This is a genomic window from Methylobacterium indicum (assembly GCF_017347565.1).
GTDB classification, from domain to species: Bacteria; Pseudomonadota; Alphaproteobacteria; order Rhizobiales; family Beijerinckiaceae; genus Methylobacterium; species Methylobacterium indicum.
On the sequence record NZ_AP024145.1, the window covers coordinates 2394238 to 2415300 of the forward strand.

A 21063-nucleotide genomic window follows, 5' to 3' on the forward strand; every position below is an offset into this window, starting at 1 on the left:
GGCGATCCCCTCGTTCCGCCGCCCGGACCCGAGCGGGTGGCACCGTCCCGTCGACCGACATCGCTCTCACTCCTCCGCTTCCGCCCGCGCGAGACCGAACCGCTTGAGCGCGGTGATCAGCACCAGGATGGCCAGCCCGAAGCCCATCGCCACGGCAAGCAGCGTGAACTGCGCCGCGCCGGCCACGATGCCGGCCGAGGCCGCGAGCCAGACGCTGGCGGCCGTCGTGAGGTTCCGGACGGTCCGCTCGGCGTCGCCCTTGGCGACGAAGATCGTACCGGCGGCGATGAAGCCGATGGCCTGCGCAAGCCCCTGGATGACGCGCAGAGGATCGGCGTCGCCGCCGCGGGCCTGCACGTCGGCGTAGAGGCTCAGCGCCGAGGTGGTGATGACTGCGGAGCTCAGGGCGACGAGCGCATGGGTGCGGATGCCGGCATCCTTGCCCTTGCGCTCCCGCTCGAAGCCGAGTGCCAGGCCGCAGGCCGTGGCCGCGCCAAGTCGCAGCAGGATGTCCGTCAACGAGAGGGTGGTGGCGTCGAGAGGCATGAGCGGGTCCGGCTCCCGGGAGGTCTGGCGAGGTGTCGAGGGTCAACACGCACCGGCCGCTCCCCTTTCCCGAATCGGCCCGCTCGGCTCAGGCCGGGACCGGCCGCGCGCGGCGTTCCCTCAGGGCGGCGATCAGGAGGACGAGCGCCCCGGCGATCATGCAGGCGACGGAACCGGCGAGAACGCCGATCTTGACCTCGGCCTCCAGGGCTGGCGCGTCCGCGAAGGCGAGCAGGCCGATGAACAGGCTCATGGTGAAGCCGACCCCGCAAAGCAGGGAGACCCCGTAGACCTGCGCCCAGGTCGCGTGGGCCGGACGCTGCGCCAGCCCGAGCCGCACCGCGGCCAGCACGAGGCCGAACACGCCGGCCTGCTTGCCGATGAACAGGCCGAGCGCCACCCCGAGTGTCACCTGATCGAGCAGTATGTGCGGGGTGAACCCGACGAGCGACACGCCCGCGTTCGCGAAGCCGAAGACCGGCAGGATCAGGTAGGCCGACCAGGGATGGACCGCGTGTTCGAGAATGTGCAGCGGCGAGGTGGGGTCGTCCGGCTTGCCCACGCTCAGCCGCAACGGGATCGTCATGGCGAGCAGCACGCCGGCCACCGTCGCGTGCACGCCCGACTTCAGCACGAAGACCCAGAGCACGACGCCGAGCAGCAGGTAGGGCCAGAGCTTGGCCACGCCGGCCTTGTTCAGCCCGTACAGTACCGCGAACGTCACTGCGGCCCCGCCCAGCATCGGGGGCGACAGGTCGGCGGTGTAGAACACCGCGATGATGAGCACCGCACCGAGGTCGTCGATGATGGCGAGCGCCGTCAGGAACACCTTGAGCGAGACCGGCACCCGCGAGCCCAGCAGCGCCAGCACGCCGAGCGCGAAGGCGATGTCGGTGGCCGCCGGGATCGCCCAGCCCCGCAGCGTCTCGGGCGAGGACCAGTTCACGGCGACGTAGACGAGGGCCGGAGCGGCCATCCCGCCCAGGGCGGCCAATCCCGGCAGCACCCGGTCGGGCCAGGTGCGCAGGCGCCCGTCGAGCACCTCGCGCTTGATCTCCAGCCCGACGAGCAGGAAGAACACCGCCATCAGGGCGTCGTTGATCCAGTGCAGCACCGAGAGCGGGCCGAGATAGGCCTTGAGCGCGGTGAAGTAGGTGTCCGCCAGCGGCGAGTTGGCTACCACCAGCGCGAGCGCCGCGGATGCCATCAGGACGAGCCCGCCACCGGCCTCGCTGACGAGCATGTCGCGTAGGGCCGACAGGGGACGGCGGCGAAGCCGCGGTGCGGCATGCGAGGAGGATGGCACGGGCGCGGGTCTCCGGCACTGGCGGCCCGACCAGCGCTCGTCCTGCCGGTCCGACAGATGGACCGCGCACCCTCGTGCACGCTATCGCACTGAAGCGCGGCTGGCACAACCAGCACTGCCAAGGTCAAAACTCGAACAGCTTGACCAACAGAATGGCGTTCGAGCGTGGGAAGTGGACCCTTGGCTGCCTATCCATCATCCATCCGCGGATGCTGAGAAGTTCGCTGGTTCAGCCTGGGTCATGAAGCATCGATTCCCGGTCATCCGAGGGCACGTTCAACTAGCCTGCCGGTGGTTCCCATCAACCCGGTAGGTCTGCGCCGTTCCCTTCCGGTTGCGTTTGGCGGCGTAGAGCGCGGCATCGGCCTGACGCAGGAGCATATCGCGGTCCTGCCCAGCCGCTCTCGACCACGCGATACCGATTGTCCCCGTCACTCGGGCGATATGACCATGTCCGTCTACAACGATCTCAAGGTCGTGCAGGAGCCGCTGCACCTTCCGGTCAAGTCCAATGCGATCGAAATCGGCCGACATCAGGACCGCGAACTCGTCGCCACCCAGCCGCGCTGGAAAGGATCGGCTATCGCATGACGCGCGCAGCCGGTCGGCGACCTGTCGCAATACTGCGTCGCCCGCTGCATGGCCGAGGGTATCGTTGACGCCCTTGAAGCCGTCGAGGTCAATCAGAAGCACTGCCACGTCGTCGTCCGCAGTGCGTGCCTCGCGCAGCCGTGCATCGAGAACGCGGTGAAACTCGACTCGGTTGGCAAGTTGGGTCAGGTCGTCGGTGCGGGCTTGGTAGCGCAGACGCTGTTCCAGGCTGTGCCGGTCGGTGATGTCCTGGATCAGGCCGATGAGGGCGACGGGCCTACCCTTGGCCAACTCGATCTCACAGGAGCATCGCACCCGCCGTGCGTTGCCTTTTGCAGTTACGAAGTCGGCATCCATCTCGAACGGCTCGCCTGTATCCATCGTGCGCATCACCGCGGCGATGAATCTGGTGCGGTCGGGTTCAGGAAAATGGTCCATGATTTTTTCGTTCGGCACGCCACTGCTGACGGGATGTTCATGGATGGCGAAGACACCGTCCGACCAAGCAGTAGACTGCTTCTCGATATCGTACCGGTAAGACCCCATTTCGGCCATACGCTCGGCCTGCTTGAACTGGCGACGTTCGCGCTCCAGCCTCTCAACGGTCAGACGGTGCTCTTCAGTGGTCCTTGCCGCGCGAAGGGCGACGGCTCGCGCTTCGATCAGAGCTTCGGCGAGGCAGGCCAGTTCCTCCAAGACTTCCAGATCGGCCGGCGACGGCTCGCGCGGCCGTTCGTCGAGCACGCAGAGCGTGCCGATTGTCACCACGTCACCAGTAGGCCGCCGGACACGAACCGGGACACCCGCGTAGTAGCGGATGTGTGGTGCTCCTGTGACGAACGGGCTTTCGGCGAAGCGTGGGTCGAGACGGGCATCGGCCACGGTGAGCGGTACTTCGGTTTCCACCACGATAGGGCAGAACGCCCCTGCCCGCGGCGTTTCGGGTGCTAGCGGTCCGCATCGCGCCTTGAACCACTGCCTTTCCGGATCGACCAGCGTGATCGATGACATGCCTGTGCCAAGCATGCGTTGCGCGAGCTTCGCCAGCACGTCGAACTCGCGTTCTGGCGGAGTGTCGAGGAGCGCGATCTCGGCCAACGCTTCTTGGCGAAGCGTTTCTCGCTGATTGTCCGACATGCGCCGCTCCAACCCCAAGAGCCTCGCCGAGGCTCGAATGCGATCGTGGCTGTACGACGGCAGGTTTAACCACTCGCGGCGTTGCCGCGAGCCTCATCATCGACGTGACGCTCGGACCACGCAGTCGTCACTTTTCCGCTGCTGGGCTGGGCCGTCTGCTTGGGGTGGATAGCAGAAATTCGCAAGCCGCTGGACGAATGCCCGGATTGAAAGCGGAAGCAGACAGTCCGGCAATCCGTCCAGGATTTCGCAATTTAAGACTTGGTCACGCTTCCGCTATTTGTGGCACTAGATGAAGATAAGACGGATCGAAATCGCAGTACCGAGTTAGATCATTCCAATTATGGATTTGTAAAACATGATTACTCAAGGTAAAAATCCCCCTTGTTCTTAATTCTGAAAGCACACGATTTACATGCACATTTGAAAGGCCAAGAGCATCTGCCAATACCCCCTGCGTGATTGGAAGGTGATATCGGAGATTTGCTGCCAATCCAGCGGCTTCCAATTTAACATAAAGTTCGCATAACAGGTGTGCGAGCGCTTCGCAGGCTGTGCGAACGCCCATGCCGACCAACCACGAACGGGAAATCGCAGCATCTACGTGGGCGTCACGCCAAAGCGCTACTGCAATCTGGGGAAATATAGATATCAGTTCATGCAATCGCTCATGTGGTATAAAGGCCACTATGGCGGATGTCAGGGTGCATACACTATAGTCATTAGCTGGTAGATGTAAGCTCTGATAATCTGTCAGATCACCCGGAATATGAAATGAGAAAATCTGGCGCTTACCTCTGCTGCACACTTGATATCGACTGGCCCATCCGTCAAGCATCAGACAGCAGTGCGACTGCCGTTCGTGATCGCGCACGATATCCTGACCTGCGCCTAATGACCGGATGGTCACAGGAAGTTCCGTGATGGCGCGGCGCTCCACCTCAGAGAACGTTCCGAAACGCTCAAGCTTGCGCAGGAGTATTGATGCGGAATGGGGTGTAGCTGTCATGGCTTCCCCTTGCGTTGCAGGTGGAAGCACATGTCTCTCCCGGCCATTAGCACCTGTGGCGATCGCTAATGATAAGAGCACTATCCCACATAAATTATGCCATTGATATCACAAATGACACCTTGGCTTCAGTTTATCATTGAATTCTAAGTAGCTTATGCAGAAATCGTTTTTGACTGAGGCGTAACATAATTGTGCACGAGGCAAATTTCTCGTCGAGGGGATCTTCTTTCCCGAGACCCAGCACTGATGCCTGAGCCGGTCGCCGAGGTGCCAACCCATGAGTTTCGAAGAGGCTGCTGATGCATCGCCAAAGGGCCGCTTTTCGTTCAATTCCGACCGCTGCGACGTGGGAACTCAAATGTCCGAGTTGGGTCGTGGACAGACTCTCGCAAGGCAAAGCCGACGACCTTTTCGTCCTAAGGCTCACGAGGCATGCTTTAGGCCGAGGCACCGTTCAGATTGCCGTCGCCTTGTTCACGGTACAGGTTTCGCCTCGGAACCCCGCGAGCGACCGCATCCTGACATGACAGACCTGACTGAGAGGCTTCGGACCCTCTACGAGGGCGACAGCGACCGTCCCCACCGCTTCCGCTACGGCTTGCTCGCCTTCGACCTCGCCACGCTCCTGTTCATCGTCGTCTCCTCGTTCATGCCCCGGGAGCCGCTGGTCGAGGGCGTCGACGTCCTGATCGGGGCGGCGGTGACCGCGGACATTTTATCCCGGCTCGCCATCTGCCCGCGGCCGGGCCGCGAGTTCCTGCGCCCGACCACCTGGGCCGACCTCGCCGCCATCGCGTCGTTCCTCGCGCCCATCGTCGGCGAGGGCGCGGGCTTCCTGCGCATCCTGCGGTTGCTGCGCACCTACCAGTTGCTCGACCGCCTGCGAGCCGACTTCTCGTTCTTCCGGCGCAACGAGGAGGTGATCATCGCGGCGGTGAACCTCGCTGTGTTCGTGTTCGTGATGACCGGGATCGTCTTCGCCACGCAGCACGGGCGCAATCCCGCCATCGGCAACTACGTCGACGCGCTCTACTTCACGGTCACGTCGCTGACGACGACCGGCTACGGCGACGTCACCCTGCAGGGGACCAGCGGTCGCCTCGTCTCGGTCGTGGTGATGATCTGCGGGGTGACGCTGTTCCTGCGCCTCGCCCAGGTGCTGTTCCGGCCGTACAAGGTGCGCTTCCCGTGCCCGACCTGCGGCCTGCAGCGGCATGAGACCGACGCCGTGCATTGCAAGGCCTGCGGCACCGGCCTCAACATCCCCGACGAGGGCGCCGATTGAGGCGGGTCTTTACGCACGTTCCTCCTCGTCGGCCTCCTTCCGCTCCCGCGCGGCCTGCCAGCGCGCTCGCGGGGGATTCCGGCCGGCGGGCCAGCCCTCGCGCTGGTGGGCCCGGTCGCCGTCGGTCTCCTCGGTCTGGTCGTGGAACAGCACCTGGCTGGTCGGGTACGGCAGGTCGATGCCGGCCGCGATGAGCGCGTCCTTCACGTTGGCGATGGCGTGGTCGAGGGCGTCGACCGCGTCGCGCCGCCGGGGCGGGTCGATCCACAGCCGGGCCGTCATGTCGACGCCCGCCGCACCCAGGCCCGTGACCAGGGCCTCGGGCGGCGGGTCGGCCAGCACGCCCGCGGTGCCCTTGAGTGCCTCGACGATGACGCGGCGCGCCTCGCGGATGTCGTCGCCGTTGCCGATGGTGAGCGGGAAGGCGAGGCGGCGCTTGTCGTGCGCGGTGATGACCGTGATCTTGTCGACGAACAGGGTGGCGTTCGGGATCAGCACCCGCTGGTTGTCGTAGGTGCGCAGCACCGTGGCGCGCACCCAGACGTCCTCGACCGTGCCCTCGTGGGAGCCGGCGCGGATCTGGTCGCCGATGACGAAGGGCCGTGTCAGCAGGATCAGGATGCCGGCGAGCAGGTTCTGAAGCACATCGCGGAAGGCGAAACCGATGGCGACGCCGCCGATGCCGAGCAGGTTGAACAGGTCGGCGGCCGAGACCGACGGGAAGGCCACCGAGGCGGCGACCAGGAACGACACCAGGATGGTCATCCCCCCGGCGATGCGCCCGAGTACCGCGGCCGATCCCGGCGAGGCGTCGCGCATCGACGCCGCCCGGCGCACGGCAGCGCGCACCAGGCGGTCAACGAGGAGGCCGAGGCCGAACAGAACGAGAGCGACGGCGAGCCCCGGCAGCAGTGCCGCCGCCGACCGACCCAGCCCTTCGAGGCGTCCGAGGGCTTCCGCGAAGATCATTTCTGCTCCCATCCCAAGGAAAAGCCGCCGGAGGCGGTGATGCCCCACGGCGGCGCGTTGTCACCCGCGGGGCGAGGAGCCCCCATCACGTGCCGTCAGCGGCGCGGGCCGCCGCTCGTCCCGCCGTATTGCTGCCCCCGGGCGCCCCGCGACGGCATTCCGGCGTTGCCGCGGCTGGCGGAGCCCTGCCGCATCCGGTAGCGCCGGTTCATGCGCACCTGCACGACATCGGCGTTGGCCGTGGGCGCCACGCCGGTGGTGCTCACGGGCAGCGCCGCGGACGGCAGGGCGGACGCGGCCAAGCCGAGGCCGGCGAGAAACGCCGATGCGAGGATGGTCTTCTGCAAGGTGATGCTCCTTCGGTCCGGCCTGGATAGGGGCACCCGATCATTCGGGTGACGGGGCCAGGATACGTCCGTGCGAACTTCGGATCGCGCTCGGCAACGCCCGAGGCCCGAATGCGTTCAGGGGGATTCGACCATCGTCGGGGGCAGCATGGCCCGACGGGCGGCGCCATGCATCTCGTCGCCTCGGATTTTCGCCCGGTGCCGGCTGTGACACGGCCTGTGCGGATGGCACCGGGCCCGGTCAGGAACCAAGGCCACGCGAGGGGCTTGCTGGACGACGGGCCCGAGCGCGGGTATCCGACCGGGAGTTCCGCGAACCGATGACCGACCACCGACGTGTCCGCCGCATGCGGAGCATCGCCACCCTCCTCGTCGGCGCCGTCGCCGGTCTCGGCGCGACGACCGTCACGGTCGGTCGGGCGGTAGCTCAATCGGCAGCCAGCGCCATCGACCAGCCGACCGCCGGGACCCTGCCCCCGGGCACGTCGACGGTCGAGAGCAATGCCGGGCCGCGCGACCGGGCCACCGGCCAAGTGGCGCCTCCGAGCGCGATCCAGGCGTCCACGGACGTGATGCGGTTCGAGGGCTCCGTGCAAGGCAAGGACGATGGGGGCCGGACCGACCCGCTGAAGCACCTGCCGCGGGATAGGCGCTGACCTTCGGCGAGCCCGCGGCGGCCACTTGACCGCTCTTCGTCAGGGGACGACCGTGATCTCCATCCTCGATCTCGCGGCCCTGCTGCTGACGCTCTCGGCCCTGTTCGGTTGGCTCAACCGGAAGCTGCTGCATCTGCCGCATTCCGTCGGCCTGCTCGTCATGGGCCTCGCCGCCTCGGTCGCCCTCGTCGTCCTCGACATCGCCTTCCCCGAGCAGCACCTCTACGAGGACCTCACCCGCGTGCTCGGGCAGGTTGACTTCACCAAAGTGGTGATGGACGGCATGCTGGCCTTCCTGCTGTTTGCCGGTGCCATGAGCCTCGACCTCGGGGCCCTGCGCAACCGGGCAGGGGCCGTTGCGACGCTGGCGCTCGTCGGCACCCTCATCTCCACCGCCGTCGTCGGCGGCGCCTTCTGGGTGGCGGCGAGCGCGCTCGGCCAGCCGCTACCCCTCGCCTGGGCGCTGGTGTTCGGCGCCCTGATCAGCCCGACTGACCCGGTGGCGGTGCTGGCGACCCTCAAGAACGTGCGGGTCCCCGAGGCCCTGGAGATCGAGATGCAGGGCGAGGCCCTGTTCAACGACGGCATCGGCATCGTGCTGTTCACGGTGCTCGTCGCCTTCGCAGCCGGCTCCGGCGGAGAGGCGACGACCGCCGGCGGCGTTGCCAAGCTCCTCCTGCAGGAGGCGGGTGGCGGCCTGCTGCTTGGTGTCGTGACCGGCTACCTCGCCTACCGGGCCATGCGGGCCATCGACGACTTCCCCGTCGAGGTGCTGATCACCCTGGCGCTGGTCGCCGGCACTTACGCGCTCGCCCAGAAGCTGCATGCCAGCGGCCCGCTCGCGGTCGTCGCGGCCGGGCTGCTGGTGGGCGATCGCGCGCCGCGCGACGCGATGAGCGAGCGCACGCAGGGCTACGTCGAGTCGCTCTGGACGCTCATCGACGAGGTGCTGAACTCGGTTCTGTTCCTGCTCATCGGCCTGGAGGTGCTGGTTCTGCGCTTCCAGGCGAGCGGGCTCATGCTCGCCGCCTGCGCCGTGCCCATCGTCCTCGTCGCCCGCCTCGTCGCCGTGTCCGCGCCGCTTCTGGCGTTCCGGTGGGGCGGCCATCTCAGCCCTCGCAACGTGCCGTTCCTGACATGGGCCGGGGTGCGCGGCGGCATCTCCGTGGCCCTGGCGCTGTCGTTGCCGGAGAGCGACGCCAAGTCCGTGGTGCTGGCCGCGACCTACGCGGTCGTCCTGTTCACCATCATCGTCCAAGGCCTCACCCTGGGCGCCGTCGCGCGTCGGACGCTGAAGGACTTGCCGGAGGGCGACGCAACGTGAGCGCCCAGCCGACGGCACGTCCGAGGTCCGAAGCGTTCCAGCATGAGACGCGATGGGTCGAGCGCAGTCTCCGACATCGGTCATCCTCGGTGACGAGATGTCGGCCGCGCTTCAAGCCCGTCGAGCCCGTCGGCGTTGGCGCGGCACGATGTCGGCACGAATGCTGCCGTCACGCACTCCGGGTTGCGAAGATCCGGTCTGCCGTGCGCAGGGCGACTGCCTGGATCGTCAGCGATGGATTGACCCCGCCCACCGTCGGGAAGACCGAACCGTCGCAAACCCACAGGTTCGGGATGTCCCAGGAGCGGCAATCGGCATCGACCACGGAGGTGCTCGGGTCATCGCCCATCCGGGCGGTGCCGTTGAGGTGGCAGGTATCGTCGCCCTGGTCCCAGACCTCGCGCCCGCCGGCGGCCTCAAGCGCTTGGCGCAGGAATTTCAGCGCGTGCCGGTTGAGCGCCTTGTCGTTGTCGCACCACGAATAGGTGATACGGGCGACGGGCAGCCCGTACCGGTCCTTGACGTCCGAGAGCGTCACCCGGTTGCGCTCCTGCGGCATGTACTCGGACACGACCTTCAAGCCGGCGACATGGTTGTAGCGCTGCATCTCGGCGACCAGCGCCTCGCCCCACAGGCCGTGCGCCGAGGCCTGCGTGCTGGCCCAGAGCTGCGGCAGCGGGCCCTGGCTCATGTAGGAGTAACCGCCGAAGAAGTCTTTCGCGAAGGGGCCGCTGCCCTTGTCGTCGTAGTTCCAGTGCTCGGAGATGGCCAGCGAAGGCGGTCCCTTGTAGCTGCGGATCTCCTCGTCGAAGACGCCCCAGACCGCCTGGTTGCCCTGGACCGTCAGGTTCCGGCCGACGAGGCCTGAGGAATTGGCGAGCCCGTCCGGGAATTCGGGGGTGGCCGACATCAGGAGCAGCCGCGGCGTCTCGATGGCGTAGCCCGCTACCACGACGTTCCTCGCTCGCTGGAACCGCCAGCGGCCCTCGCGGTGGTAATGCACGCCGGTGGCGCGCCCGTTCCTGGTCTCGATCCGCCCCACCATGGCGAGGTCGCGGATCTCGGCGCCCGCTTTCAGGGCGCGGGGCAGGTAGGTGACGAGCACGCTCTGCTTGGCGTTGGTCGAGCAGCCGAGCGTGCAGAACCCGCGATAGACGCAGGGCGGCGCGTCCCCCCGCGGGGCCGAGAGCGTGGCGAGCGGCGTCGGCGTCCAATCGATGCCCATCGCCTCGGCGCCGCGGGCCAGCACCTTGGCGGCGGCGTTCATTTCGTGCGCGCGGCGATGATAGCGGCGGCGATGCGGTCCCCACGGATAGGTGACCGGCCCCGAGATCTTCAGGTCGTCCTCGACCTGATCGTAGTAGTGCCACATCTCGCGCCAGTCGATCGGCCAGTCGGCGCCGTAGCCCATCAGCGTGCGCGCCTTGAACCAGTCCGGCCGGAAGCGCAGCGCGACCATGGCGTAATGCACGGTCGAGCCGCCGACCGCCTTGCCGGAATTGTTCGAGCCCATCTGCAGCGGGTTCTCGCCGTCGACGACGCGCTCGTCGGTCCAATAGAGCTTGGATTGGTGGCTCTCGTCCGACGCGAAGTCCTCCAATGGTCGGAAATACGGGCCGGCATCGAAGGCCACGACCGAGAAGCCGTACTCGGCGAGCCGGCAGGCCAGCGTGCCGCCGCCCGCGCCGGTGCCGACGATCGCGAAATCGACCTCGTCCGTGTCGCGGTGCTGGCGCATCGGCACCCATTCGCCGATCCGCATGACGTTCGGGGCACGGCCGTCACGGGCGCGGGGATGATGCTCGGGATCGTCGCCGGGCGTGCCGTGCTTCGGGTTGTCGGCGGCGTTGCCGAGGCCGGGGATGCGCATGTCCGTGACCTCGTCCTCAATCGCCGACCCGGAGGTTCTCCGCGTACGCCTCATCCTCGCGGCCGGGCTTCGCCTCGGCGGCCTCCCAGGGATCGCGGCGGTCGAAATCCATCCGCACGTAGCCCCGCGGGCTCGCCGGGCCGCCCCAGCCGATCTCGTTCCAGGCGGTCGGGTGGGCGTAGTAGGCCTTCACCACGTCGCCGAGGATGCGATGCTTGAAGAACAGCTTCGACGGCATGCCCTGCCACGCCGGGTCCATGAGCCCGCCCGCCTCGGCGAGCCTCAGAAGCTGGTCCTGCGCCCAGGCGCCGAGTTGGTGGAAGCGTGCGCCGAACCGCGCCCGCGCCTCGGCGTCGAGCGCCCGCAGGCCTTGCCGCCACGCCTCGCGCTCGTCCGGCATCGCCGCATCGCGGTAGCCGTCATGCTCGCCGATCGCGAGCTTGTGGTCGACGAGCGCCGCGACCGGGACCGGCGTCGTCCGGTCGGCCGGCTGCGGCACGATGCGTGTAGCAATGGCTTTCATCGTCGGCCACTCGGCCTCGTCGAAGAAGCGGTGCGTCTCCGGCCCGATTGCGAGCCGCTCGTCGAGGACGGCCCGGGTCTTGGCATTCCAGGATGGGCTCTCGCGCTTCGCGAGCACGTCGTAGCCTGGGTACAGGTCTTGTCTCGGTCGCATGCGGACCTCGGGTCAGAGGCGAAAACGGCGGCGCTCGATGAGTTCGAGGGCGGCGAGGCCCCCGAGCGCCACGCCGGAGAAGGAGGGCGGAGCCGGCAGCGGCGGCCCGTCGATCAGGTTCTGGCGCCAATTGTCCCAGCCGCCCATCATCCGGGCGACGCCGTAGGCGTGGAAGGCGACGCCGCCGACGCCCATGGACGAGACCGCCCACATCCCCCACTTGGCACCGACCTGGCTCGCGCCCTCCGGCTGCCCGGCAGCGCGGACGAGGAGCGCGGCGGCGAGCGGCGGCAGGGTGACGGGGACGAGCATCGCCGGATTCTGGAAGGCGCCGCGGAAATGCAGCAGCCCGGCCTCCAGGGTCGTGCCGACGAGCATGCCGGCGGTGGCGAGCGCCAGCATCCGCCCAGCTGGCCAGCCGCCGAGCCGGGGCTTGTCGGGATCGGCGTCGCGCACGCGCTCGGCGGCGAGGCCGAGCAGCCCAGCCAGCGTCAGCGCCATCGGGGCGCCGATCGGGGCCGCGTAGAATAGGTTCTGGAGGGAGTACCCGCCCTCGCGCTTGCCGACATTGTAGGCGTGGAAGCAGAAGCCGATCAGCCCGGTGAGGCCGGCGAGTGCCTGCGCCGCGTGCCGGACCTGGGAACTGCCGGGATCGGTGTCGCCGGCGCCGTGCAGCGACGAGGCGAGTGTGACGCTCGACACGATGACCGGCGTGTACATCGCCCGGTTGAAGAACTGGCCGCGGTAATGCTCAAGGCCGGAATCGAACAGCACCGAGGCGGCGAGCATCGAAGAGGCGTGATTGAGGCGCTGCGCGGCGCTCGCGGTCACGGCGCTGCCGCGCGGGGCGTAGCGGCGCCCCTCCGACGGGGCCGGCCCGAGGCGCTTCGAGCGCCCGGCGGCGAACCAGGTCAGCAGGCCGGCGCCGGCCGCGACCGCCGCGAGGACAACGACCGGATGGAGTACCGCCTCGACCCGTACCGGGGCGACGCGCCGCTTCAGGATCGTCCCGGGGCCGCCGTGCCGGCGCTCGGGCGGGCAGGGGGCCCTATCAGGCAGCGTAGGCATCGGCGACCGTCGACTTCAGGGTGAGACCGTGGCCCGGCCGGGTCAGGTCGGGGGCGATCGCGCCGTCCCGCGGCACCGGCGCTCCGTCGAACAGCATCCGCTCGATGCGGACGTGGTCGTGGAACCATTCGAGGTGCCGGAAGCGGGGCGCTGCCACCGCGACGGGCATGTGCAGGGCAGGGGCGCAGTGACCGGAGAGATCAGTGTGCGCCGCCTCGCAGAGCGTCGTCATCTTCAGGAAGCCGCTATAGCCGCCGCAGCGGGTGACGTCCGCCTGCGCCACGTCGACCGCGCCGGACGTCAGCAGCCGCTGCATGGCGTCCAGGGTGTAGGCGTACTCGCCCGCGGCGACTTCCATGCCGGCCGGAGCCGCGGCGCGAACCGCGGCCATCCCCTGGGGATCGTCGCTGGTCACCGGCTCCTCGAACCACGCCACGCTAAAACGTTCGGCGGCCCGCGCCATCGCCAGCGCGCGCTTCGCCGTGAAGGCGCCGTTGGCGTCGATGAACAGCGCCGCGGAACCGATCACTCCCTTCGCCGCTGCCATCCGGGCGGGATCGCGCTCCGGCTCGCTCCCGATCTTCATCTTCACCGCCCGGCAGCCGTCGCGCGCGACGAAAGCCCCGAACTGCTCGCAGAGGTGCCGGTCGTCGTAAGCGGTGAAGCCGCCGCTGCCGTAGATCTCGGCGCGCTCCCGGACCCGGCCGAACAGCGTCGCCAGCGGCAGCCCGAGGAGGCGCGCCTTCAGGTCCCACAGGGCGGTGTCTAGGGCCGAGATCGCGCTCGCCGCCAGGCCGGAGCGGCCGATGTTGCGCACCGTGCCCCAAAGAATGTCGTTGGCCCGCGAGATGTCGAAGACTGAGAGGCCGGCGAGCCGCGATGCCAGCGTCCGCTCAATCAGGGACGCGGCGCTGGCATCGGTGTAGCTGTAGCCGAGGCCGGTCTCGCCCCCGGCCTCGATATGGACGACGACGATCGTCGTCCTGTCCCAGGCATAGGTCCCGTCGGCCTCGGGCGCGTCGGTGGGAACGGTGTAGGCCCGTGCCCGAACCGTCCGGATGATCGGATCGTCGCGCATGGTCGTGACCCGGGCCGGATCTTACGACTTGCTGCCGGGCAGGACCGAGCTCAGCACCTGTCGGGCCGTATCGACGAGCAGGTGGCGCTCCTTCGGGTCGCCCTTGCCCAGCATCGACATGTAGTTCTTCACCTGCTCGAAGGTGAAGAACGGCGGCAGCGGCGGCACCTCCGGGTCGGTCTTCACCTCCAGCACGACCGGCACCGGGCTCGCCAGCGCCTCGTCCCAGGCCGTGCCCATGCGCGCGGGGTCGTCGACGAAGATGCCGCGCAGCCCGATCATCTCGGCGAACTGGTGGTAAGGCACGTTCGGGATCGTCTGGCTCGCCTCGAATTTCGGATTGCCCTCCATCACCCGCTGCTCCCAGGTCACCTGGTTCAGGTCCTCGTTGTTGAAGACGCAGCAGATCCAGGTCTTGTTCGGCCAGCGGTGCATGTACTTCGACACCGTGATCAGCTCGGCCATGTTGTTCATCTGCATCGCGCCATCCCCGACCAGCGCGATCACCGGCCTGTCGGGATGCGCCACCTTGGCGGCGATGGCGTAGGGCACCGCCGCGCCCATCGAGGCGAGCCCGCCCGAGAGCGAGCACATCTGGCCGCACCGCATCTTCAGGTCGCGAGCGTACCAGTTGGCGCAGGAGCCGGAATCCGAGGTGACGATCACCCGGTCGGGCATCCGCGGCGAGAGTTCCCAGGTCACCCGCTGCGGGTTGACCGGGTTGGCCTTGGCCATCGCCCGGTCCTCGGCCTCCTTCCACCAGGAGGCGACGCCGCTCTCGATGCCTGCCCGCCAGGAGCCGCCCTCCGGCTTCTGCTCCAGGAGCGGCAGCAGCGCGCGCAGGGTCTCGGCCGACTCGCCCTGGAGCGGCACCTCCATGGGATAGCGCAGGGACAGCATCTCGGGCGCGAGGTCGATCTGCACGCCGCGCGCCTGGCCCTCCTCGGGGAGGAACTCGGCCCAGGGGAAGCCCGAGCCGATCATCAGCAGGGTGTCGCACTCGGCCATCATGTTGGAGGAGGGCTTCGATCCGAGAAGCCCGATCGTGCCGGTGACGAAGGGGAGGTCGTCCGGCACGGCCGCCTTGCCGAGCAGCGCCTTGGCGACACCCGCCTGGAGCTTGTTGGCGACCGCGATCACCTCGTCTGTGGCGTGGAGGGCCCCGGCGCCGACCAGGATCGCGACCTTCTCGCCGGCGTTCAGCACGTCGGCGGCGCGCTTCAGGTCGGCCTCGAACGGCACGATCTTCGGGGCGGTCCAGCCGACGCCGGAGAAGGTATTGCCGTGCTTGCGGATCGGGGCCTCGTAGGGAACGTCCTGTAGGTCGTTCGGTAGGATGATGGCTGCGACCTTGCGCTCGGCCTTGGCGATGCGCATCGCCCGGTCGACGATGTGGCGCACCGCGGCCGGGGAGGCGGCCTGCTGCACGTAGGCCGAGACGTCCTTGTAGACGCTCGTGAGGTCGAGTTCCTGCTGGTAGTGGGCGCCGTTGACGTTGCGCGCCTGCTGGCCGGCGATGGCGAGCAGCGGCACGTGGTCGGAATAGGCGTCGTACATGCCCGTCAGCAGGTGCGTCGCCCCGGGGCCGGAGGTGGCGAGGCAGACGCCGACCTCGCCGGTGAACTTGGCGTAGGCGGTGGCCATGAAGGCCGCCATCTCCTCGTGGCGGACCTGGATGAACTCGAACGGCAGGTCGTTGCGCTGGAGCGCGCCGAGCAGGCCGTTGATGCCATCGCCCGGGTAGCCGAAGATCGTCTTCACCCCCCACTCGGCGAGACGCTTCCAGAAGAAATCGGCGACGGCGTCGGCCATGGCTGCTCCTCGTAAGCCGTGCGGCATCGCGGACACGATCCGGGTCCTGTGGCAGATGCGGCGGCGGCTCTTCACCATGCCCCTTGGACCCATGTCCTTTGGGCATTGCCTCGGTCGCTGGGCCAACCGGCATACTCTGGGGATGTTCCTGGCCAAGATGTTTCCGGCTCGTGTCAGGTGTATCCAGCCTGCACGGGCCGTTCCGGAATCCGCCTCAGCCGCCAGCGAGATCGACGGCGTAGAGATGCGCCTGCGCGGTGATGAACAGCCGCCGTTCGCCCGGGCCGAAGCAGCAATTCGAGCACGTCTGTGGTGTCGGGATCAGCCCGAGCCGGTGGCCATCCGCCGAGAAGACCTGCACCCCGGACCCGGAACTCGTCCAGATCCATCCACGGTGGTCGACGCGAAAGCCGTCGGGTACGCCGGGCTCGATCTCGGCAAAGATGCGCGGCTCGCCGAGACTGTGATCGCTGCCCACCGGGTAGGCATGGATGGAGTGCTCGTCGCCGCCCTCGGTGCGCGAGGTGTCGCTGACATAGAGCGTGCGCTCGTCCGGCGCGAAGGCGAGCCCGTTCGGCTGGCCGAGATCGACGATCCGCCGCACGCGGCCCGTGCCCGGGTCGAACCGGTAGACGCTGTGGTGCCCGAGATCCGATTCTGCCAGCGCACCCTGCCTGGGTAGCCGCAGGCCGTAGGCCGGGTCGGTGAACCACAAGGCGCCGTCGGCGGCGCAGACCACGTCGTTCGGCGCGTTGAAGCGTCGACCCTCGTAGGTCTCGACCACAGGCGACGAGCGTCCGTCAGGCGTGGTGCGGGACAGGCGACGGTTGCCGTGCTCGCAGTGGATCAGGTCGCCGTTCCGGTCGACCGTGTTGCCGTTGATGAAGGGCGCCGCGTCGATTACGACCCGCACGCAACCGTCCGGATGCCAGCCGAGCACGCGACGGCCCTCGATGTCCGACCACACCAGGATGTTCCGGGCGGGCCACCAGACCGGTCCCTCGCTGAAGACCGCCTGATCGTAGAGCGAGACGAGGCGGGCCTGGGGCCGAACCACTTCGGTGAAGCGCGGGTCGAACGCCTTCGGCGGATCGCTATCGGGGACGGGATCCGGCGGACCGGGCCGGCGCAGCAGGTTCGAGGCGGGTTCGGCGCTCATGACTCCTCCGCGACTCGCGTCTCTCGGCGGGCGCGCCACGGAGGAGCGTTCCATGGCGGCCTCGCAGGCGACAACAGTCGCCGACTGGTGTTGTTCGTGCTTCGGAACAAGGACAGCGGCCTTCCGTTGCGCCCCTGACCACCGAAAGGGCTCGCGTGTTTCCAGCCTGGCTCGATGCCCTCTCCCTCGCCGCCCTGCTGGTCGGGGCGGCCTGCGCGCTGATCGTCTCCATCGACGTGATCCGGCACCCGCAGCACATGACCGTCATGAACGTCGTCTGGCCGGTTACGGCGCTGTTCGGCACCGTGGCGGTCGTCTGGACGTATTTTCGCTACGGCCGGCTGGCGAGCATGGCGGCGCATCACGCGGCGCAGGCGCGGCACGAGACGCCTTCAAGTAAGACCGAGACGCCCTTCCCGGTGATGGTCGGCAAGGGCGCGCTGCATTGCGGAAGCGGCTGCATGCTGGGAGACGTCGCCGCCGAGTGGCTGGCCTTCCTGGTGCCGGCGGCGGCTGTCTGGTTCGGCTGGCAATCGCTCTTCTCCGAGAAGATGTATGCCGTCTGGATCCTCGACTTCCTGTTCGCCTTCGGGCTCGGGATCGTGTTTCAGTACTCCGCCATCGTGCCGATGCGCGATCTCTCGCCGGGCGAAGGGATCATCGCGGCGCTCAAGGCCGATACCGCCTCGCTGGTCGCCTGGCAGGTCGGCATGTACGGCTTCATGGCCTTCGCGCAGTTCTATGTGTTCGAGCACCTCCTCGGGCACCGCGCGCCGGTGAACACGGCCGAGTTCTGGTTTGCCATGCAGGGCGCGATGATCGCCGGCTTCCTCACGAGCTATCCGGTGAACTGGTGGCTGGTGCGGTCCGGCATCAAGGAGCGGATGTAGGCCGGCCTGTACGCCGCGACGGCCCCGTCTGGACCCTTCGCTTCGACGCTTAGCTGCTCGATCCTTGTGGTGGTGTGCTCTCGATCGTTCAGCTGGTGGCGTCGGAACGGCGGGCCGGGGCGTTCCCTTCGATTGGAGACCCGGCCCGCCGGCCCCGCTGAAGGGGGTTCGGGACAGCGAGACAAACCCGCGTAGCAGCAAAGATCGATTGCGGCGTAGACATAGGATCACATCGATGATGATCGGTCGAAAATTACGTCGATTGCGCACTTGCGCGCTGCTGAACTATCGAGCCGCTACGGGATTGTCCTCGAAGGAGGTCCCATGACAGAGACGCATCACGACGGCACGCCACTTGACGAGAAGGCACGGGAAGAACGCTCGCGAAAGGCGGAGCAGCGGCGTGGCGGGCCGCCGGCCCGGCCGCACATGACCGTGACGGACAAGCCCGATCCGAGCCCCCACGACGTCGAGAAGCGACGGAAACGGCAGGGCTGACGGGCGGCAGCGCGGAAACGGCGAGAAGCGAACACACCGTTCGAGACCGGCACTGACGCGGAGGCGCGACGACATCACCGGTTCACCATCCGGCTCAGCACGTCGGCGAGCGTCAAGGTGAACAGGATCGCGGCCCAGAACAGGCCGCAGGCGGCGACGACGCGCACGAGACCGCTGGCGTGCTTCAGGCGCATGAAGACCAGGGCGACGAGCGCCGTCTTGGCACCGGCGATCCCGAACCCAACGGCGGTGTCGATGCGTCCGTACGGCCAGTAGGCGGCCCAGGCGCTGAAGGCCAGGAGCGCCATCAGGGCGGTCCAGACCCACAGGTTGCGGAGCCACAGGGTGCCGGGAGTCTCGGTGCTCGACGATTCGGTCTCAGCGCTCATCCCGACCGTCCTGGCAGATAGAGCATCGGATAAAGGAAAATCCACACCACGTCGACAAGGTGCCAGTAGAGGGCCGTCACCTCGACCTGCGGGTTCTCTTTCAGGAAGTCGGCGTCGCGCCAGCCCTTGATCGTGAGGCGCGTCACCAGGGCGATGCCGATGCTGAGGTGGATCGCGTGCACCACCGTGACGAGCCAGTAGAAGCCGAAAAAGATTTGGGCCGGAGCCTGGCTCAGCGCGAAATGCGCGCCCGGCACCAGATGCTTCTCGATGTCCTCGCGATACTCGAAGCCCTTGACGACAAGGAAGGCGAGGCCGAGCGCCGCGGTGGCCGCGAGGCACCCGAGCGTCAGGCGGCGGAACAGCCCTTTCTCGGCGGCTTGCGAGGCGACCGCCATGGTGAGGCTGCTGGTGAGCAAGATCGCGGTGTTGAGGGTGCCGTAGATGATGTTGGTCTCGCGGCCGGCGGCCGCGAAGGCCTCTTGGTTGGCGAGCCGGGCCGCCGTGTAGGTCAGGAACAGGGCCCCGAAGAACAGCACTTCGCTCGCCAGGAAGACCCAGATCCCCAAGGTGGCGCCGTCGCGCTGGCGCGCGAAGGCTGTCGCGTCATCGGTCTCCAAGTCACTCCACGGTTCCCGAAGGCGGGCCTCGACGTCGGCGCCGCTCATGTCAGCGACCCCTGCGAGGGAAGCCGCGGCTGGTCGTGGACCGGGGCGACGCCTTCCGGATGGTAATTGTACGGCCCGCCCTGAACCTGAGGAGAGCCGAAGAAGTTCTGCCGTGGTGGCGGCGAGGTGGTGCGCCATTCGAGCCCGCTCGCGTCCCACGGGTTGTTCGTGGCGCGCTTCCCGAACAGCAGAGACCAGGTCAGGTAGCCGAGCGGCATCAGGTAGGCCACGGCGAGCACGGCGGCGCCGGCGGAGGAGAGTACGTTCCAGATCTGGAATTCCGGCGGGTAGACGTGGTAGCGCCGCGGCATCCCGAGATAGCCGGCGACGAATTGCGGGAAGAAGGTCAGGTTGAAGCCGAAGAACATCAGGATCGCGGCGAACCGGGCCCAGGTCTCGGGGTAGGTCCGGCCGGTGATCTTCGGCCACCAGAAGTGCAGGCCGCCGAAATAGGCCGAGACCGAGGCGCCGACCATGATGTAGTGGAAGTGGGCCACGACGAAGTAGGTGTCCTGGACGTGGACGTCGATCGGGATCGAGGCGAGGAACAGGCCGGTGAGGCCGCCCAGCGTGAACAGCCCGACGAAGCCGAGGGCATAGAGCATCGGCGATTCGAACCCGACCTGGCCGCGATAGAGCGTGCCGGTCCAGTTGAACACCTTGATGGCCGAGGGCACCGCCACGATGAACGACAGGAACGAGAACACCAGGGCGGCGAAAGGAGACATGCCGGAGGTGAACATGTGGTGGCCCCAGGTGAAGAACCCGATCACCGCGATCGCCACCAGGGCGTAGACCATGAAGGTGTAGCCGAACACTTTTCGACGCGCGAAGCAGGTGATCAGCTCGGAGACCACGCCCATCGCCGGCAGCACCATGATGTAGACCGCCGGGTGCGAGTAGAACCAGAACAGATGCTGGAACAGGATCGGGTCGCCGCCGCGGGCCGGATCGAAGATCGGCAGCCCGAAGGTGCGCTCGGCGAAGACCAGGAGCAGGGTGACGGCGAGCACGGGGGTCGCCAGCACGAACATCAGGCTCGTCGTGTACATCGCCCAGACGAAGAGCGGCAGCCGGAACCAGGTCATGCCCGGCGCCCGCAGGAGGTGGATCGTCGCGATGAAGTTCACCCCCGTGGCGATCGACGAGAAGCCGGTGGTGAACACCCCGAGCACGGTGAGCGAGACCCAGGTGTTGGAGAACACCGTGGAATAGGGGACGTAGAAGGTCCAGCCGGTATCGACCCCGCCGAGCAGCAAGGCCGCGACGGCGAGCATTCCACCGCCGACGTTGAGGTACCAGCTCACGAGGTTCAGCTTCGGGTACGCCACGTCCCGGGCCCCGATCATCAGCGGGACGAGGAAGTTGCCCAGCGTGTTGGGGATACTGGGGATCAGGAAGAACCACACCATCACCACGCCGTGCAGCGTGAACAGCTTGTTGTAGGTGTCGGCCCGCAGCAGGTCGGCCTCGGGCGTGGCGAGTTCGAGCCGCACCAGCGTGGCCGCTGCGCCGCCGATGAAGAAGAACACCGTGATGGTGACCGCGTAGAGGATCGCGATCCGCTTGTGGTCGGTGGTGAGGAGCCACGAGCGGACGCTGTGCCCCTCGGCGAGGTAGCTCACCGGCAGGCGCAGGTCGAGTTCGTCCGGGTCGGCGAGGCCGGTGGGACTGGCGGTGGTGCTCATCGGGAGCCTCCGACTTCACGTCCTTGCCCCCACGGAACTCGGGCTTGCCCGAGTCCCGAATCCTCGTGCCCGAGTCGGGCAAGCCCGACTTGGG

19 protein-coding genes are annotated in these 21063 nt (G+C 67.7%); 4 read left to right on the top strand and 15 right to left on the bottom strand.

All coding sequences use genetic code 11. The features are described 5' to 3' along the window. Nucleotides 1–66 precede the first annotated feature (66 nt). The 4 genes from miv_RS11270 to miv_RS11285 form a co-directional block, all read right to left on the bottom strand. Nucleotides 67–546 carry an MgtC/SapB family protein gene (locus miv_RS11270; protein WP_207182811.1) on the bottom strand — a complete coding sequence of 160 codons (480 nt, stop codon included), beginning with the start codon at nt 544–546 and terminating at the stop codon, nt 67–69. Nucleotides 547–634: 88 nt separating this feature from the next. Next, nucleotides 635–1852: a Na+/H+ antiporter NhaA gene (gene nhaA, locus miv_RS11275; protein WP_207182813.1), complete on the bottom strand. Its 1218-nt coding sequence runs from the start codon at nt 1850–1852 to the stop codon at nt 635–637. 276 nt (nt 1853–2128) lie between these two features. Continuing rightward, a complete protein-coding gene (locus miv_RS11280) occupies nt 2129–3580 on the bottom strand; it encodes a diguanylate cyclase domain-containing protein (RefSeq protein ID WP_207182821.1) in 1452 nt (483 codons plus the stop codon). Nucleotides 3581–3845: 265 nt separating this feature from the next. Then, nucleotides 3846–4589 (bottom strand): Crp/Fnr family transcriptional regulator, encoded by a 744-nt coding sequence (locus tag miv_RS11285; RefSeq protein ID WP_207182823.1) that lies wholly within the window; start codon nt 4587–4589, stop codon nt 3846–3848. Nucleotides 4590–5115: 526 nt separating this feature from the next. Here miv_RS11285 and miv_RS11290 point away from each other — a divergent pair. Beyond that, complete coding sequence (locus miv_RS11290; RefSeq protein ID WP_207182825.1) at nt 5116–5877, top strand: potassium channel family protein; 762 nt, start codon at nt 5116–5118, stop codon at nt 5875–5877. Between the two features lie 9 nt (nt 5878–5886). Here miv_RS11290 and miv_RS11295 read toward each other — a convergent pair whose 3' ends face one another. Continuing rightward, complete coding sequence (locus miv_RS11295; protein ID WP_207182827.1) at nt 5887–6846, bottom strand: mechanosensitive ion channel family protein; 960 nt, start codon at nt 6844–6846, stop codon at nt 5887–5889. 95 nt (nt 6847–6941) lie between these two features. After that, nucleotides 6942–7193, bottom strand: a complete 252-nt coding sequence (locus miv_RS11300) for a hypothetical protein (protein ID WP_207182828.1) — start codon at nt 7191–7193, stop codon at nt 6942–6944. A gap of 320 nt (nt 7194–7513) precedes the next feature. On the opposite strand from miv_RS11300, the gene miv_RS33270 reads away from it, so the two are divergent. Then, entirely contained in the window at nt 7514–7849 is a 336-nt protein-coding gene (locus miv_RS33270; RefSeq protein ID WP_244748947.1) for a hypothetical protein, read from the top strand. A gap of 52 nt (nt 7850–7901) precedes the next feature. Further along, on the top strand, nt 7902–9173 hold the full coding sequence (locus tag miv_RS11310) for a cation:proton antiporter (RefSeq protein ID WP_207182830.1): 1272 nt from the start codon (nt 7902–7904) through the stop codon (nt 9171–9173). 169 nt (nt 9174–9342) lie between these two features. Here miv_RS11310 and miv_RS11315 read toward each other — a convergent pair whose 3' ends face one another. The 6 genes from miv_RS11315 to miv_RS11340 form a co-directional block, all read right to left on the bottom strand. Beyond that, nucleotides 9343–11043 carry a GMC family oxidoreductase gene (locus tag miv_RS11315; RefSeq protein ID WP_207182835.1) on the bottom strand — a complete coding sequence of 567 codons (1701 nt, stop codon included), beginning with the start codon at nt 11041–11043 and terminating at the stop codon, nt 9343–9345. A gap of 16 nt (nt 11044–11059) precedes the next feature. After that, the gene (locus tag miv_RS11320) at nt 11060–11719 is read right to left on the bottom strand and encodes a gluconate 2-dehydrogenase subunit 3 family protein (RefSeq protein WP_207182837.1); all 660 of its coding nucleotides are present in this window, start codon (nt 11717–11719) and stop codon (nt 11060–11062) included. Between the two features lie 12 nt (nt 11720–11731). Next, a complete protein-coding gene (locus tag miv_RS11325) occupies nt 11732–12787 on the bottom strand; it encodes a hypothetical protein (RefSeq protein WP_207182839.1) in 1056 nt (351 codons plus the stop codon). Next, nucleotides 12771–13865 (bottom strand): enolase C-terminal domain-like protein, encoded by a 1095-nt coding sequence (locus miv_RS11330; RefSeq protein WP_207182841.1) that lies wholly within the window; start codon nt 13863–13865, stop codon nt 12771–12773. The genes miv_RS11325 and miv_RS11330 overlap by 17 nt, the downstream gene beginning before the upstream one ends. A 21-nt stretch (nt 13866–13886) precedes the next feature. Then, complete coding sequence (locus tag miv_RS11335) at nt 13887–15677, bottom strand: thiamine pyrophosphate-requiring protein (RefSeq protein ID WP_207182843.1); 1791 nt, start codon at nt 15675–15677, stop codon at nt 13887–13889. A gap of 214 nt (nt 15678–15891) precedes the next feature. Next, nucleotides 15892–16836, bottom strand: a complete 945-nt coding sequence (locus miv_RS11340) for an SMP-30/gluconolactonase/LRE family protein (protein WP_207182850.1) — start codon at nt 16834–16836, stop codon at nt 15892–15894. A gap of 155 nt (nt 16837–16991) precedes the next feature. Between miv_RS11340 and miv_RS11345 the strand changes: the two genes are divergently transcribed. Further along, entirely contained in the window at nt 16992–17726 is a 735-nt protein-coding gene (locus tag miv_RS11345) for a DUF4396 domain-containing protein (RefSeq protein WP_207182851.1), read from the top strand. Between the two features lie 572 nt (nt 17727–18298). On the opposite strand, the gene miv_RS11350 is transcribed toward miv_RS11345, so the two are convergent. Genes miv_RS11350 through ctaD form a run of 3 tightly spaced genes read right to left on the bottom strand, consistent with a single transcriptional unit; the run spans nt 18299 to nt 20969 of the window. Further along, nucleotides 18299–18613 (bottom strand): cytochrome C oxidase subunit IV family protein, encoded by a 315-nt coding sequence (locus miv_RS11350; RefSeq protein WP_207182852.1) that lies wholly within the window; start codon nt 18611–18613, stop codon nt 18299–18301. Then, complete coding sequence (locus tag miv_RS11355) at nt 18610–19281, bottom strand: cytochrome c oxidase subunit 3 (protein WP_207182853.1); 672 nt, start codon at nt 19279–19281, stop codon at nt 18610–18612. The genes miv_RS11350 and miv_RS11355 overlap by 4 nt, the downstream gene beginning before the upstream one ends. Beyond that, nucleotides 19278–20969 (bottom strand): cytochrome c oxidase subunit I, encoded by a 1692-nt coding sequence (gene ctaD, locus miv_RS11360; RefSeq protein WP_207182854.1) that lies wholly within the window; start codon nt 20967–20969, stop codon nt 19278–19280. The genes miv_RS11355 and ctaD overlap by 4 nt, the downstream gene beginning before the upstream one ends. Nucleotides 20970–21063: the final 94 nt, after the last annotated feature.